Origin of the sequence: Hyphobacterium sp. (genome assembly GCF_965229905.1) — a bacterium.
Classification (GTDB): Bacteria; Pseudomonadota; Alphaproteobacteria; order Caulobacterales; family Maricaulaceae; genus Hyphobacterium.
The window spans coordinates 1,720,148-1,734,384 of sequence record NZ_OZ245930.1 but is presented as its reverse complement, the minus strand read 5'-3'; the positions used below and the strand labels follow the sequence as shown (position 1 = coordinate 1,734,384).

At 63.3% G+C, this 14,237-nt stretch carries 17 protein-coding genes; 6 read left to right on the top strand and 11 right to left on the bottom strand.

The features are described 5' to 3' along the window. The 9 genes from pheT to ACO08C_RS08770 form a co-directional block, all read right to left on the bottom strand. The gene (gene pheT, locus ACO08C_RS08810; RefSeq protein ID WP_421784964.1) at window positions 1-2,397 is read right to left on the bottom strand and encodes a phenylalanine--tRNA ligase subunit beta; all 2,397 of its coding nucleotides are present in this window, start codon (window positions 2,395-2,397) and stop codon (window positions 1-3) included. Continuing rightward, a complete protein-coding gene (locus ACO08C_RS08805; protein WP_421784962.1) occupies window positions 2,394-3,029 on the bottom strand; it encodes a hypothetical protein in 636 nt (211 codons plus the stop codon). Before ACO08C_RS08805 ends, pheT begins: the two co-directional genes overlap by 4 nt. A gap of 133 nt (window positions 3,030-3,162) precedes the next feature. After that, window positions 3,163-4,245 carry a phenylalanine--tRNA ligase subunit alpha gene (gene pheS / locus ACO08C_RS08800; RefSeq protein WP_421788684.1) on the bottom strand — a complete coding sequence of 361 codons (1,083 nt, stop codon included), beginning with the start codon at window positions 4,243-4,245 and terminating at the stop codon, window positions 3,163-3,165. Window positions 4,246-4,320: 75 nt separating this feature from the next. Continuing rightward, on the bottom strand, window positions 4,321-4,509 hold the full coding sequence (locus ACO08C_RS08795) for a DUF1272 domain-containing protein (protein ID WP_421784960.1): 189 nt from the start codon (window positions 4,507-4,509) through the stop codon (window positions 4,321-4,323). Between the two features lie 6 nt (window positions 4,510-4,515). Then, entirely contained in the window at window positions 4,516-4,875 is a 360-nt protein-coding gene (rplT, locus tag ACO08C_RS08790) for a 50S ribosomal protein L20 (protein WP_421784959.1), read from the bottom strand. A 31-nt stretch (window positions 4,876-4,906) separates the two neighbouring features. Continuing rightward, window positions 4,907-5,110, bottom strand: a complete 204-nt coding sequence (rpmI, locus tag ACO08C_RS08785) for a 50S ribosomal protein L35 (RefSeq protein WP_421784958.1) — start codon at window positions 5,108-5,110, stop codon at window positions 4,907-4,909. Window positions 5,111-5,249: 139 nt separating this feature from the next. After that, window positions 5,250-5,777, bottom strand: coding sequence for a DUF305 domain-containing protein (locus tag ACO08C_RS08780; RefSeq protein WP_421784956.1), 528 nt, complete (start codon window positions 5,775-5,777; stop codon window positions 5,250-5,252). Between the two features lie 91 nt (window positions 5,778-5,868). Then, window positions 5,869-6,969, bottom strand: coding sequence for an acyltransferase family protein (locus ACO08C_RS08775; protein WP_421784954.1), 1,101 nt, complete (start codon window positions 6,967-6,969; stop codon window positions 5,869-5,871). Beyond that, window positions 6,966-7,265: a metal-sensitive transcriptional regulator gene (locus ACO08C_RS08770; protein ID WP_421784952.1), complete on the bottom strand. Its 300-nt coding sequence runs from the start codon at window positions 7,263-7,265 to the stop codon at window positions 6,966-6,968. The genes ACO08C_RS08775 and ACO08C_RS08770 overlap by 4 nt, the downstream gene beginning before the upstream one ends. Before the next feature lie 51 nt (window positions 7,266-7,316). Between ACO08C_RS08770 and ACO08C_RS08765 the strand changes: the two genes are divergently transcribed. From ACO08C_RS08765 to speB, 6 genes are read left to right on the top strand one after another with little or no spacing between them, the layout of a single operon-like run. Further along, window positions 7,317-8,657 carry a hypothetical protein gene (locus ACO08C_RS08765; protein ID WP_421784951.1) on the top strand — a complete coding sequence of 447 codons (1,341 nt, stop codon included), beginning with the start codon at window positions 7,317-7,319 and terminating at the stop codon, window positions 8,655-8,657. Window position 8,658: 1 nt separating this feature from the next. After that, window positions 8,659-9,996 (top strand): multicopper oxidase family protein, encoded by a 1,338-nt coding sequence (locus ACO08C_RS08760; RefSeq protein ID WP_421784949.1) that lies wholly within the window; start codon window positions 8,659-8,661, stop codon window positions 9,994-9,996. Window positions 9,997-10,011: 15 nt separating this feature from the next. Then, window positions 10,012-10,482: a DUF4396 domain-containing protein gene (locus ACO08C_RS08755; protein WP_421784947.1), complete on the top strand. Its 471-nt coding sequence runs from the start codon at window positions 10,012-10,014 to the stop codon at window positions 10,480-10,482. Window positions 10,483-10,491: 9 nt separating this feature from the next. Then, complete coding sequence (locus tag ACO08C_RS08750; protein ID WP_421784945.1) at window positions 10,492-10,815, top strand: copper-binding protein; 324 nt, start codon at window positions 10,492-10,494, stop codon at window positions 10,813-10,815. Next, a complete protein-coding gene (locus tag ACO08C_RS08745) occupies window positions 10,815-11,525 on the top strand; it encodes a PepSY domain-containing protein (RefSeq protein WP_421784943.1) in 711 nt (236 codons plus the stop codon). The genes ACO08C_RS08750 and ACO08C_RS08745 overlap by 1 nt, the downstream gene beginning before the upstream one ends. Further along, window positions 11,522-12,325, top strand: a complete 804-nt coding sequence (gene speB / locus ACO08C_RS08740; RefSeq protein WP_421784941.1) for an agmatinase — start codon at window positions 11,522-11,524, stop codon at window positions 12,323-12,325. Before ACO08C_RS08745 ends, speB begins: the two co-directional genes overlap by 4 nt. On the opposite strand, the gene ACO08C_RS08735 is transcribed toward speB, so the two are convergent. Together ACO08C_RS08735 and ACO08C_RS08730 are read right to left on the bottom strand one after the other, a co-directional pair. Continuing rightward, window positions 12,322-12,753, bottom strand: coding sequence for a MerC domain-containing protein (locus ACO08C_RS08735; protein ID WP_421784940.1), 432 nt, complete (start codon window positions 12,751-12,753; stop codon window positions 12,322-12,324). The genes speB and ACO08C_RS08735 overlap by 4 nt on opposite strands. 130 nt (window positions 12,754-12,883) lie before the next feature. Next, the gene (locus tag ACO08C_RS08730) at window positions 12,884-14,230 is read right to left on the bottom strand and encodes a hypothetical protein (protein WP_421784938.1); all 1,347 of its coding nucleotides are present in this window, start codon (window positions 14,228-14,230) and stop codon (window positions 12,884-12,886) included. Between the last annotated feature and the right edge of the window lie 7 nt (window positions 14,231-14,237).

Below are 14,237 nucleotides of genomic sequence, written 5' to 3'. Positions count from 1 at the left end.
CTATCCCCGCAGGCTCGCGCCCGTCGCCTTTTCGACACCGGCGACAATCTTCGCCGCAATGGCGTCGATCTCCTTGTCGGTCAGCGTCTTCTCGCGCGGCTGGATCACGGCCTCGATGGCAAGCGAGACCTTGCCGTCAGGCACGCCCTGACCAGCATAGACATCGAACACCGACACATCGGCGATCATCGCCTTGTCGGCGCCCCTGGCCGCGCGCACCAGCGTATCGGCCGCGACACTGTCATCGACGAGGAAGGCAAAATCGCGCTTCACCGGCGTCAGCTCGGCGCGGTCGAGTGGCGGACGGGCCTTGATGGCCACCTTCTTCGGCACCGGGATCGAATCCAGCACGACCTCGAAGCCGGCAACACGGCCTTCGACGCCGAGCGCTTTCAGGACGCGCGGATGCAACTCGCCAAACTCCGCGAGCACATTTTTCGGTCCGAGACGCAACACGCCCGACCGGCCCGGATGCCACCAGGCGCGGGCCTCTGCGGCCACTTGCAGGGAGTCGACCGGCGCACCGGCCGCCTCCAGCGCCGCCATCGCATCGGCTTTGGCATCGAACAAATCGGCTTCGCGCGTTCCCGCCCAGTGCCGGCCCGGCGCACAGAAGCGTACGCCGGCCACCGCCAGGCGCTGGCCGTCCGGCGCATCAGTCAGATAAACCGGCCCGGCCTCGAACAGGCGCGGATCCTCGACGCCCTTGTCGGCATTCGCCTGCAAGGCGGTCAGAAGATGAACCAGCGCGGTCGGCCGCATCACGTCGAGATCGGACGAGATCGGGTTTTCCAGCTCCAGCCCCTCGCCATGACCGCCGAACAGGGCGGCCTGGTCGCGATGACAGAAAGACCAGGTGACCGCCTCGTTATAGCCGCGCATGGCGAGCGCCCGGCGCGCATGCCGCGCCCGGTTCTGGCCGATCGTGGCCGTCGGTTCCCGGCGCCCTGGAAGCGGCGGCAGGGAGACCGCTTCAATCTGGTCATAACCGTGAATCCGGGCGATCTCCTCGACGAGATCGGCTTTCTGGGTACAGTCACGCCGCCAGGTCGGCACATCCACATGCAGGCTGTCGCCCACGCCCGACACGCCAAAGCCCAGCGTTTGCAGGATCTGGGTGATGCGTTCTGCCGGTAGATCAATCCCGGTCAGGCGTTGAACCTCGCTCACAGGAAAATCGATCGGCTCCGGCACGCCCGGGGCTTCGCCCGCAATGAGGATTTCCGAAGGCTCGCCACCGCACAGGTCCAGCACCAGCTCGGTCGCCAGATCGAGCCCTGGCTGGATCGAGCCGGTATCCACCCCGCGCTCGAACCGGTAGCGCGCATCGGATTCAATGCCCGTCGCGCGGCCGGTCGCCCGGGTGATCTCCGGGTCGAACCAGGCGCATTCGATGAACACGTTGACGGTTTTATCGGAGACGCCGGAGGCTTCACCTCCCATCACCCCACCGAAGCCGAGACAGGCGGTCTCATCGGCGATGACGCATTGTTCGGCACTCGGCGTGTACGACTTGCCGTCCAGCGCCTCGAACGTGTCCGCCTCGCCCTTGCCGCGGCGCGCCAGGATCGTCTTGCCGATCTTGTCGGCATCATAGACGTGCAGCGGCCGGCAGCGGTCGTAAGAAACGAGATTTGTGATGTCAGCGAGGATGCTGATCGAACGCAGACCTATGGCTTCCAGCTTGCGCTTCAGCCAGTCCGGCGAGGGGCCGTTCTTCACATTGCGGATATAGCGTCCGCCGAACACCGGGCAGGCCGCTTCCCATTCCAGCTGGATGTCGATCGGGCAGGCAAACGCGCCCTTGATCGTCTTCGGTTGATGCGTCGTGATCTTGCCCAGACCGGCGGCGGCGAGATCGCGGGCAATCCCGTCCACGCCCAGCCAGTCCGGCCGGTTGGGCGTCACCTCGAAATCGATCACCGGATCGTTCGCGCCCAGCGCCTCGGCAGCCGGATCGCCAACCGCCCAATCGCCTTGCAACTCGATAATGCCGTCATGGTCCTCGCCGGCATTCAGCTCCTTGGCCGAACACAGCATGCCATAGGATTCCACACCGCGGATCTTGCGCGGCTTCTTGTCGAGCGCGAAATCCGCGCCCGGAATGTAGGTGCCCAGCGGCGCATAGACGGCCTTCATCCCGGCATGCGCGTTCGGCGCACCGCAAACGATCTGTTTCTCGCCGTCCTTGGTGTCGACCGTGCAGACTTTCAGCTTGTCGGCATCGGGGTGCTTTTCCGCCGCCTTGACGTGGGCCACCGTGAAATCCGACAGCGCCTCGGCCGGATTGTCGATGTCCTCGATCTCCAGCCCGGCCATGGTCATGGCTTCGGCGATCTCGTCGAGCGGACGATCCGTTTCCAGATGCTCTTTCAGCCAGGAGAGGGTGAATTTCATTGCTCGGCTCCCGCCGGTTCTTGTGTGTCGTCCGGCAGCGGCCGTGACATCATGAAGCTTTCGGACCCGTAGCGCTCGAACACGTCCTCGCCCGGATCCGGGCAGCTGGCGACGGGTCTGCGCTCCTGGATCTGCACGGTGGCGATCCAGCAACGATCGAACACCGAGCAATAACAGATCTCGATGTCCCAGCGGTTCCATTCCGCAAAGAGATTGGTGATGTCGTCAGTCCCGATCTCCGCGACCGGCCAGTCGACCGAGATCGGCGTGACCAGCTCGCCAGGCGCGATGACGCGGCCGGTCAGCCTCACCCACGACCGGTCGGCCTGGTCTTGCGGCAGGCTGGCGAACATTTCGTCTATGTCATCCGTCGCCGCGCCATCGCGGAGGACATTGACACTGCGCACCATGGCTGGGCCGACGCCATTATTGGCGACACGCAGCCCGATCGACAAGCGCTCACCCTCGGTGCGGGTGAAGGCATCCACCTGCAGCGCCGGGACGACGGCCCCATGCTGCTGGGCCCGCATCACCCGCGCCTGGTCCCAGGCGACAAACAGCGCCGCCAGACCCACGACCATCGCCCCAATCGCCGTCAGCGCATGGTGATTGGATTTGAACCAGTTGAGCATCAGCGTCTCCTTTTTCCTCCCCCGTAAACGGGGGAGGTGGCAGCGAAGCTGACGGAGGGGGCCAGCGCCCCCCTCGTCCCTTCGGGACACTCCCCCCGCAAGCGGGGGGAGAAACGGATCTTGCTGACACGCATCAGCTCAGCCCCGTCGCGAGATTGGCCTGCAGGAGCGGCGAGAAGCCGTAATGCGCCAGCCAGCGCGTATCGTTGGCGAAATAATCGCGCAGATCGGGTGCGCCGTATTTCAGCATGGCGAGGCGATCGACGCCCATCCCCCAGGCAAAACCCTGGTATTCGTCCGGATCGAGCCCGCAAGAGCGGATCACATTCGGATGCACCATCCCGCAGCCGAGGATTTCCATCCAGCTGTCGCCCTCGCCGATCTTCACGGCATCGCCGACCCGCGAGTATTTCACGTCCATCTCGGCTGACGGTTCGGTGAAAGGGAAATGGTGCGGGCGAAAGCGCGCTTCGACCCGGTCGGTTTCGAAAAACGCCGCCAGGAAATCCATCAGCACGCCCTTCAGGTGACCCATGTGCGCTTTCCGGTCGATCACCAGCCCTTCGACCTGGTGGAACATCGGCGTATGTGTCTGGTCCCAGTCGCAGCGATAGACCCGGCCCGGCGCGATGATCCGGATCGGCGGCTTTTCATTCATCATGGTGCGGATCTGGACCGGCGAGGTGTGCGTGCGCAGCACCATTTGCGAACCGTCCTCGCGCGGTTTCATGAAAAAGGTGTCGTGCGTGTCGCGCGCCGGATGGCCTTCCGGGAAGTTCAACGCCGTGAAATTATGGAAATCGTCCTCGACATCTGGCCCCTCGGCGACCGTGAAGCCCATGTCGGAAAAGATCACGGCGAGCTCTTCCATCACCTGGGTGACCGGGTGCAGCTTGCCACGCGGTTCCGGGCGCACCGGCAGGGTGACATCGGCCCGCTCGGTCGCAAGGCGCGCATCCAGCGCCGCATCGTCGAGCGCCGATTTCTTGGCAGAGATCGCATCGCCAATCGTGGTTTTCAGACCATTCAGCGCCGGCCCCATCACCTGGCGCTCCTCCGGGCTCATCTGCCCCAGCGAGCGCATCATCAGCGAGATCTGGCCCTTCTTGCCCAGCGCTTCGACGCGCAAGCTTTCCAGTGCGGCGGCATCGCCGGCGCGCTCGACAGCGGTCAGCAATTCGCTCTTCAGGGCCTCGATATCGGACGGTCCGGCCATCTCGTTTTCCTCGCCAGTTTCAGCGCGCAATCGGGTTTTGCGCTGTCTACCGCCCGTTTCCGGACTTGGCGAGGGTTAGCCGGGTGATTTTATGCGTTTCGGCCGGGCCACCAGCTCGCCGCCGCAATTCGGGCAGACGAATTCGTGAACGTCTTCCGTACAGGGCGCACAGAAGGTGCATTCAAAGCTGCAGATGAAAGCCGGGCCGTCCGGCTCGAGCGCCCGCTCGCAGGTCTGGCAAGCGGGCTTCATCTCGAGCGGCATATTGCCTTACGCGTCCAGCGCGGCCTGTGCCTGGTCGACCAGGGCTTTGAAGGCCTCAGGTTCCCGAATGGCCAGATCGGAGAGTACCTTGCGGTCCACTTCGATCCCGGCCTTCGTGAGGCCGGCCATAAATCGGGAATAGGTCACGCCGTTGAGACGCGCACCGGCATTGATGCGCTGGATCCACAGGCGGCGGAAATTGCGCTTCTTGGCGCGGCGGTCGCGATAGGCGTACTGGCCGGCTTTCTCGACCGCCTGTACGGCAACGCGGTACACATTCTTCCGGCGGCCATAATAACCTTTGGCCTGGGAAATGACTTTCTTGTGGCGGGCGCGGGAGACAGTGCCGCGTTTAACTCGAGCCATGGTTCAAACTCCAAAAACGTCGCCGTCAGCCTTAGAGGCCGTACGGGATATAATTCTTCTTCACGATCTTCTGGTCGGCTTCCGCCATGACGGTGGTGCCGCGCTTGTTGCGGATCTGCTTGTTGGTCCGCTTGATCATGCCGTGACGTTTTCCGGCCTGGCCGGCTTTCACCTTGCCCGTGGCCGTGAGCTTGAAGCGCTTCTTGGCGCCGCTCTTGGTCTTCATTTTCGACATTTCCGCTCCATTTCCGGTGGGCCAGGCCACCTTGCGTTCTTGCAGCTGTCAGGCATGTCGATCCGGCCCGGACAACTGGGGTCTTTCAAAGAGCGGGCGTCATAAGGGCAAAGCGCGCGCAATGCAAGCGTCTTTGCGCCTACTGGGCCGGGACACTGAAGTCTGGGACCGGCCTCGTTTCGGCCTCGGCGCGGGTAGACGCCTCACCATTCTCGGCAATGTCCGCCAATAACCATTTCATCTCCGCAATCTCGCGGCGCTGGGCTTCGATAATGCCGTCTGCGAGATCCCGGACACGGACGTCCGAAATATCGGCTCGTTCGCTCGTCAGGATGGCGATCGAATGGTGCGGGATCATCGCATCCATCCAGCTCTCGTCCTCGATCGTCGCCTGCGACCGCACCAGCCATAGCGCAAGGAAGAACACGACGCCGCTACCGCCGAATATCGCGGCATTAATCCGACTGTCCTTGTACATGTTCAACATGAAGCCGAGCATGACGACGGCCATTGCCGCGCCCATCATGAACGTCATGTAGAAACGCGTTTCTGAGAAATGGACGTGGCTGGCTTCGAATGTATTGAGGTATTTGATCACGAACATGACGATCATCGACGTCGCGATCATCGCCGCGAACTTGAAATATTTTTGTGCGTTCTCAGACATTGGCGTCCTCTCATTCTTGCAATGACGGCAACGGCTGGATTGAGGCCTTGTTCCAGACTTTCTGTGTCAGGCAGAATTTTTCGGCTTAGTTTCACCGGCCCGCCATGTTCTCAAAAAGCCACGCGAGGCGGCGTTTCGAGTCGAGCGCCGGGCGTTCAATGATATGCCAGGAAAGGGCAGCAAGGATCAGGCCTGTCGGCAAGGCGAAAGCGAGGGTTTCAAGGGCTGTGGCATCCGTGTCCAGCTCTCCCCAGACCTGCATCATGGGCCAATGCCAGATATAGAGCCCGTAGGAATAGTCCGGCATGGATTTCAGCCGGCTGATCGCGACCTTCGACGCGAACGCCAAAGTGAACATCCACGCCGCAATAGCCGCATTGCCAACGAGTTCCCCGGCAAATGTCCCACCGGCCAGCGTAGCCCAAAGCAGAGTCAGCCCGACGGGTATTGCCCATCCCAGGGTGAGGGCCTCCCTGAACGAATAGATAGCCATCCCGAGGGCAAAACACGCTCCGAGCCGAGCGAAGCTGACCATGGTCGCCGACCAGACCGCTTCGCCGCCGCTGGCCAGCAATAACTCATAGGTGCTTGCCAATACAATTGGCAGCGCCAACCGCGCCCAGCGGCCCGATATTAGCGGTATGGCTGAGAAGATTGGCAGGACAAGATAGGCAACGATTTCATATCGCAGCGTCCACAGGCTGGCAGAGAATTCTCCCGCGAAATGGGAGTTGGGGAAAATGCCTGGCGGACCACCTTCGCCATTCACGAAGGTCAGGGTCTCGGCCGGAAAGCGCCACATGTCCGCCGACCACCAGTACTCCGCTGCATCGAATGCCGAAAATATCGGCCCGAACACGAAGATCGCCAGAAACACAAGGATAATGAGCGCTGGATAGATGCGGAGAATCCGAGCGGCCGCATACGCCTCTAGGCTTCTGCGGCGTTGCAGGCTGTCGGAGATCAGAAAGCCACTCAGGATGAAAAACGCGTTGACCCCTGCATAACTCAGCGAAAAATCATGCCACTCCATCGGCGCGGGTGCATCCGGCGGGAGCCGATTGACGAAAGCATGTTCGACGGCCACGGCGCCGGCCAGCAGCAGCCGGATAAGGGTAAAGAGATTGTCATGCCCCCGATAAACGTCGGATAGGGCGACGCGTTGGCGCCCGGACGGCCAGAGCGGAATCACTTTCCGGCTTTCAGCAGCAATCCAATCAGCTCTGACATTTTCCGGTTCTGCTCGTCGGGATCGCCCGAAGCCATCGCGTTTGCCACGCAATGATCCGCATGTGCTTTCAGGACCTCGCGTTCGACGGCGGTAAGCGCCGATTTTGCCGCCGAAATCTGCGTCAGGATGTCAATGCAATAACGGTCGTCTTCGATCATCCGTGCCACACCGCGCACCTGTCCCTCGACCCGCCGCAAGCGTCCGAGCAGGGCCGAGTGGTCCGCGTGGGCACTGCCGGATTCGCAGATATCAGTCATGCGGTTGTCACCTTCTTGTATACCCCCTAGGGGTATGATAGAGAGCCCACCATGTCAATGCGTGCCCGTTTTGCCTGCCTGCCCGCCCTGCTGATCCTCGCCGGTTGCGTCAGCGTCGATCCTGCAATCGAACGCGCCGCCATCGAAGAGCGCGCGCGCCCGCTCGATATCCCGGTCGACGCGCCGCCCTCGATCGAGGGTGCGATCAGCGAAGATCACGCGGTCGCGCTCGCTATCGCCCGTAATCCGCGGCTCGCCGCCGGTCTGGCGGACGCCGGCCTCGCCCGCGCCGATTGGGCGTCGGCCGTCATGCCGCCGAACCTCATTGCGGAGCTGACCTGGTTCAATCCCGAGGGCAGCGGAGCCATTCTCGACGCGGATATCCGGGCCCCGGTCGCGGCACTGATCGGCTGGCCGCAACGGCGCGCCGCGGCGCGCGCGCGCTATGATGCCGCCCAGGCCCGGGCGCTGCAGCGGCTGATCGATTTTGCCGCCAATACGCGGTTGTCCTGGATCGAGGCGGTTGCCGCCCGCGAGCGCGCCAACATGTATGCGCAAATCCTGCAATCGGCCGAGGCCGCCCTTCTGGTCGCCGAGGAAATCGATGCGCAGGGCAATGCTCCCGGACTCGATCTGACGCGGCAACGCGTCAACGCGCTCGCCGCGCAGGCGGCCGCGCAGGACGCCGAACAGGCCGCGCTCGCCGCCCGTATCCGGCTGGAAACCGTACTGACGACACAGGTCGAGCTGCCTGATCGCCTCCCGGCCGATGTCATGGAATGGCCGGAGAACGATGCGGCCCGCATGGCAGCGCAAGACGCCAGCCTGCCGCTGGCCGCCGCACGCGCGGACGCCGAAGCGGCGGCACAGGCGGCGGGCTTCGCGGGAATCGAAAGTCTCTTGCACGGCGAGCTCGGCCTGGCGCTCGATATCGAGGACGGCGAGACCGAGCGCGGGATCTCGGCGCATGTCGACATCCCGGTGAACGGGTTGGGCCATCCGCGCCGCGCCGCTGCCCGTATCCGCGCCCGCCAGGCGGCCGACCGCTTTCAGGCGCTGGAAACCGAAATTGCCGCTGAAATCGAGCTTCATCTCATGGAGATGGAGCGCGCCGCCGAACGCACACGGCTGATCCGCGAGGATTGGTTGCCCGCCTCAACGCTGGCGCTCGAACAGACCCTGCAGCAATACAATGGCATGCAGATCGGGGTGTATGCCCTGCTCGATGCGTTCAATGCCCAGGTCGAAGCCGGCCGCGCCTATGTCGATACGCTGGAGCGTTATCACCGCGCCCGCATCGCGCTGACCGCATTGATGCAGGGCGGATCGCCGATCGGCATGGCCGCGACGCAGGCCCTGAATGCCGGAAATGCCGGCGCGGAGGATCACTGATATGAGCCTGTCCCGCAGAGACGCCCTTCTCGCCGGCGCGAGCGGCCTGGTCGCCACGCCGATGCTGGCGGGCACGGCGGCCGCGCAATCCGGCCCGCGGCACGCGCATTCCACCACTGTGAACCATGGTCAGCGCTATCGCCCGGGACGTCCCGGCGAAGACTATCGCCCGGTCATCACGCCGAACGGCGCGACGCTGGACTATCGCATCGTCGAGGGGGTGAAGGTCTTTCATCTCGTGGCCGGGGAGGTCGAGCATGAATTCGCGCCCGGCCTGACCGCCCGGACCTGGGGCTATAACGGCCGCACCCACGGGCCGACGATCGAATGCGTCGAGGGCGACCGCGTGCGGATCTATGTGACCAATCGCCTGATCGCACCCACCACGGTTCACTGGCACGGCGTCATCCTGCCCTCCGGCATGGATGGCGTTGGCGGTCTGTCCCAGCGGTCCATTCCTCCCGGCGAAACCTTTGTCTACGAGTGGACATTCCGCCAGCACGGCACCTTCATGTACCATTCGCACCATGACGAGATGACCCAGATGGCGATGGGCCTAATGGGCATGATCGTCGTGCATCCGCGCCGTCCGCGCGGACCTAGCCCCGATCGCGACTATGCCCTCATGCTGTCGACCTGGAAGCTGGAGCCCGGAGCCCGGCGGCCCGATCCGAACGAGATGTCGGACTTCAACCTTTTAACCATGAATGCCCGCGTCTATCCGGGCACCCAGCCTCTGCTCGCCGAGCGCGGCGAACGCGTGCGGATCCGGCTCGGCAATCTGTCGGCGATGGATCACCACCCGATCCATCTGCACGGCTATGCCTTCCGGACGATCGAGACCGATGGCGGCGAGATCCCCGAGACCGCTCAGCATCCGGACACGACGGTGCTGGTGCCCACCGGCTCGACCCGCACGATTGAATTTATCGCCGACAATCCCGGTGACTGGGCCATGCACTGCCACATGACGCACCACGTCATGAACCAGATGGGCCACGGCTTTCCGAACATGATCGGCGTCAACGCCCGCGCCATCGACCGCGCGGTGGGCCAATTGCTGCCGGCCTATATGACCATGGGACATGACGGCATGGGCGAACACGGCGCCCATATCGAGATGGGTCACATGAACGTGCCCGACAATTCCATCCCCATGGTCGGTGCGCACGGACCGCACGGCTACATCACCATGGGCGGGATGTTCACCATTCTCAAAGTGCGCGACCGGCTTGTCGGCGGGAGCGATCCGGGCTGGTACGACGCGCCGGACGGGACCCAGGCCCGCGAAGCAAGCCGCGCCGAGTTGCAGCGCGACGGAATCGATCCGAACGGATAATTAGCGGAGGCCGAAATGGCCGAAATGCATCACACTCATCATTCTCACGCGGATGGCCGCGGACACACGACTCTCGGCTCATCCGCTCTGGCTACGCTACATTGCCTGCTCGGCTGCGTCATCGGCGAAGTCGCCGGTCTGGCCATCGGCACGTCTCTGGGCATTGGCGTATTCTGGACAATCGTCCTGGCCGTAACGCTCGCCTACATAACCGGCTTCGCTTTTGCGGTCTTTCCGCTGATGAAACGGGAAAGCCTGTCATTCCGCCAGGCCATGTCGGTGATCTGGCTTGGTGAGGCGATCTCCATCGGCGTGATGGAAATCGCCATGAATGGCGTTGATTATGCCGTCGGCGGCATGACGGCCGGCTCGGTTTTCGCGCCGATGTTCTGGGTCGGGATTGCGGCAGCCGTTCCCGCCGGCTTCCTCGCCGCTTGGCCGGTAAACTATTATTTGCTGAAACGTCAGCTAAAACGCTGTCACTAGGAGCTCGCCATGCATGCCCTCTTTGTTCTCGCGCTATTGACCGGTGCCGCCGATCACGGATCGGATGGCCATGATCATCATCACGGAGCGGAAATGGCCGCCCGGTCGACTGTGGCGGCGGATGTGCGCACTGTCGATCTGGAGAATCGCACCGCGCTGCTGCGCCATGAAGCGATGCCCGAGCTCGGCATGCCAGCGATGGTGATGGAATTTGCGATCGGTCCGCAGGTCGAAATCGCCCTCTTCGAGCCGGGCGCCGCTTTGACGATTACCGCCGCGATGAACGAGACCGGCCTGACGGTCATCGCTGCCACGCCGGAAGTGGACGACTGATGCACGCCGTCACACGATGGCTGATCCGGCTCCACAAATGGGCCGCTCTGGTCATCGGTTTGCAGGTTTTGGCCTGGGTGGCCGGCGGCGTCGTCATGAGCGCCATTCCCATCGAACGGGTACGGGGCGAGCACAATATAGCGGAAACAACCGAGCGCCTCGATCTGACTGGCGTCCGCTCGCCCGCAGAAATCGCCGCCAGCGCTGTCATCGTGCCGCGCACCGTCGAATTGCGGCCCTGGCTCGGGCGCACCGTCTACGAATTTGGCCGGGATCGCGGGCTGCCGGTCCTTATCGACGCCGTCACCGGCGAGGTGCTCTCGCCCATCGACGAGGAAACGGCCATCGCCGTCGCGCGCGCCGATTATGCCGGCGAGGCGGAGATTGAGGCTGTCACGTTTTTCGGTGAGGCGACCTGGGAATCCCGCCGCGACATGCCGACCTGGCGGATCGATTTTGCCGATGGTGAAGGCACGCGCCTCTATGTCAGCGCCGCCACCGGCGAGGTGGTGGCGCGGCGTAACGATGTCTGGCGGGTCTATGATTTCTTCTGGATGCTCCACATCATGGATTATTCGGAGCGCTCGAATTTCAACCATCCGCTGTTGATCGCCGCCAGCCTGTTTGCGCTCGGCATGAGCCTGTTCGGTTTCATCCTGCTCTTCCCGTGGCTGGCGCGCCTGCTGGCAAGACGCCGGCCGCCGCCATGAGCGCGAGGATCATCGCACGCGGGATCCCGCTCGACGCCAATTCCTCGCATCTGCCCGGCACAGCCCAAGGACCGGCGGCCCTGCGGGCCGAAATCGCCAAGGATTATGCCAATCTCTGTGCCGAAAACGGCGTCGATCTCGCCGACCCGGCGGTTTTCCGCTTCGGCCCCGACATAGACCTCGCGAACACCGCAGGCGATGCGGATTATCCTGCTATCGAAGCCGCCGTCGCGGAAATCCTTGCCGAAGGCGCCAAACCGCTGATGATCGGCGGCGATCACTCCGTTTCAGTGCCGGTGCTGCGCGCCATCGCTAAGGCCGGACCGGCGCCGGTTATCGTTCATTTCGATGCGCATCCGGATCTCTACGAGGCCTATGAGGGCTCGCCCTGGTCGCACGCCTGTCCCTTCGCCCGCATCATCGAGGAAAGCCTGTGCGCGCGCCTGATCCAGATCGGAATCCGCACGCTCAATGCCCATCAGCGCGAGCAGATCCGGCGTTTCGGTGTCGAGTGCTTCGACATGACGAGCCTCCCCGAAAGCCTGCCGCTCGGCGCGGACGAACCGGTTTATGTCTCGATTGATTTGGATGCGCTCGATCCGGCCTTCGCTCCCGGCGTCTCGCATCCCGAGCCCGGCGGCCTGTCGACGCGCCAGCTGATCGCCTATCTGCAGGCCATTCCCGGCCCGGTCGTCGGCGCTGATCTGGTCGAGTTCAATCCCGGCCGCGACGTGTCCGGTATGACGGCTGCGGCCGCTCTCAAACTGATGAAGGAATTGGGCGGCCTGCTGGCGCGCTAGTCCTCGCACATCCCGCATTCGCGGGCATGGTCATGGCCTTCGCGCTGCCGGCGGCGCCAATTGGCGAAATGCGCTCCGACCAGCAGGATCGCTCCGGTCAGCGTGAGCAAGGACTCATAAGGTTGCGCAAAGACATGCGACGCGCCGGCAAGCATCAGCAGCAGGCCGCTTCCCGCCACCAGCATGGTCCATTTTCCGGCGCGCATCGTCCGTTCGCCCCAGAAAAAGGCGAGCACGGTAATTGGCGCGGCCGCCAGGAACAGCCAGAGATGCGCGTGATGGTCGACCAGCGACAGGCGCTCGGCGATGTCGGGCGCCAAGGCCGGAGCCGCTACGGCCGCGGTCGGCAAGGCGAGGCAGTGCAAAAGGCAGACGACCGACAGGCTGGCGCCGGACATGTCGAGCATGGATTTGGTGCGGTGGGTCATCAGGCCTTCGTCATCCGGTTGCGCGCGATATAATATAACATAACCCGGATGAAAAGCGCCGGTATCGACTTTCCGCATAAGAAAAGGGCGGCCCGAAGACCGCCCTTTCCCGATATCTGCGAACCGGCGGCTAGTTGTCGCCGAACTCGATCTCGGAAATGTGCAACGTGGCCGCAGGTGTACCGGCCGACGAGGAATAGGTTCCGACCCAGATGTCGTAGACACCCGATTGCGGGTTTTCGAACATCAGGCCCGGATTGAGCCCCGCTGCCCCGTCATCATTGCAGTACCAGTTGCCATCTGGCGCGTTCACGATGAGGACCGTGTCGCGTTGCGAGGTGGCCGACAGATACAGGTCGAAGGTTGAACCGGCTGCGTAAGTCAGTTCGAAATCCGGCGCCGCGGTCGTATAGCCCCAGCATCCGTCCGGACCGTTCTCGCCGACATCAATATTGCCACCGGCCGCGATTTGGACGTTGTACGGGTCCGGCAGGAAACCGTTGTCAAGCCGCACCGAGCCGTAATTGGCCGGCAGGGTGTAATCGAGCTGGTTGCGCCCGACCATCACCTCGCCGCCGAAATCGAGTTCGGATATATGCAGCGTCGCTGGAGGGTTGCCGGCCGATGAAGAATAGGTCCCGACCCAGATATCGTAGATTCCCGACTGCGGATTTTCGAACCGCAAACCCGGATTGAGGCCGGAAGCCCCATCGTCATTGCAATACCAGTTGCCGTCCGGGCCGTTCACGACCAGCACGGTATCGCGCTCCGATGTCGCCGACAGGTACAAGTCGAACGTCGAACCCGCCGCATAGTTCAGCTCGAAGTCCGGCGCCGAAGTGGCGTAACCCCAGCAGCCTTCCGGGCCGTCCTCACGGATATCGACATCGCCGCCGGCTGACAGCGGGATATTGAGCGGATCGGGCGTGAAGCCCGACTGCAGGGAGCGGCTTCCATAATTCGCGGCGAGAGACGGGTTGAGTCCCCCCTCGATTACCGGGCGCGGCCCGAACCCGAGTTCCGAAATGAAAAGCGTCGACGGCGGCAAACCGGCTTCGCTGGAATAGGTTCCGACCCAGATCGAGTAGAGTCCCGACGCGGGGCGCGCCAGCTGGATGCCGGGATTCACACCCTCGGCGCTGTCATCATCGCAGAACCAGTCGCCCCGCGGATCGCGCACGACCAGCGTGGTATCCCGCTGCGAGAACGCGGAGAGGAAGAGTTCGAAACTGCCGGCCGTATAATAGAGATTATAATCGGGCGCGTTGGCGATATAGCCGCGGCAAACGCCTTCGCCCCGAATATGCTCGCTGACGGAAATGGTGCCCCCGGCGCGCATCTGCACGCTGTGCGGATCCGGCACAAAGCCGGCATCCAGCGTGATCGACCCGTAGCTGGGCGGTTGCGAGACATTCTGTGCGGCCACGGACCCAGCGGCAGCCACCGCCAAACCCAGGGCTGGAATGAGATATTTCATGGTGTCA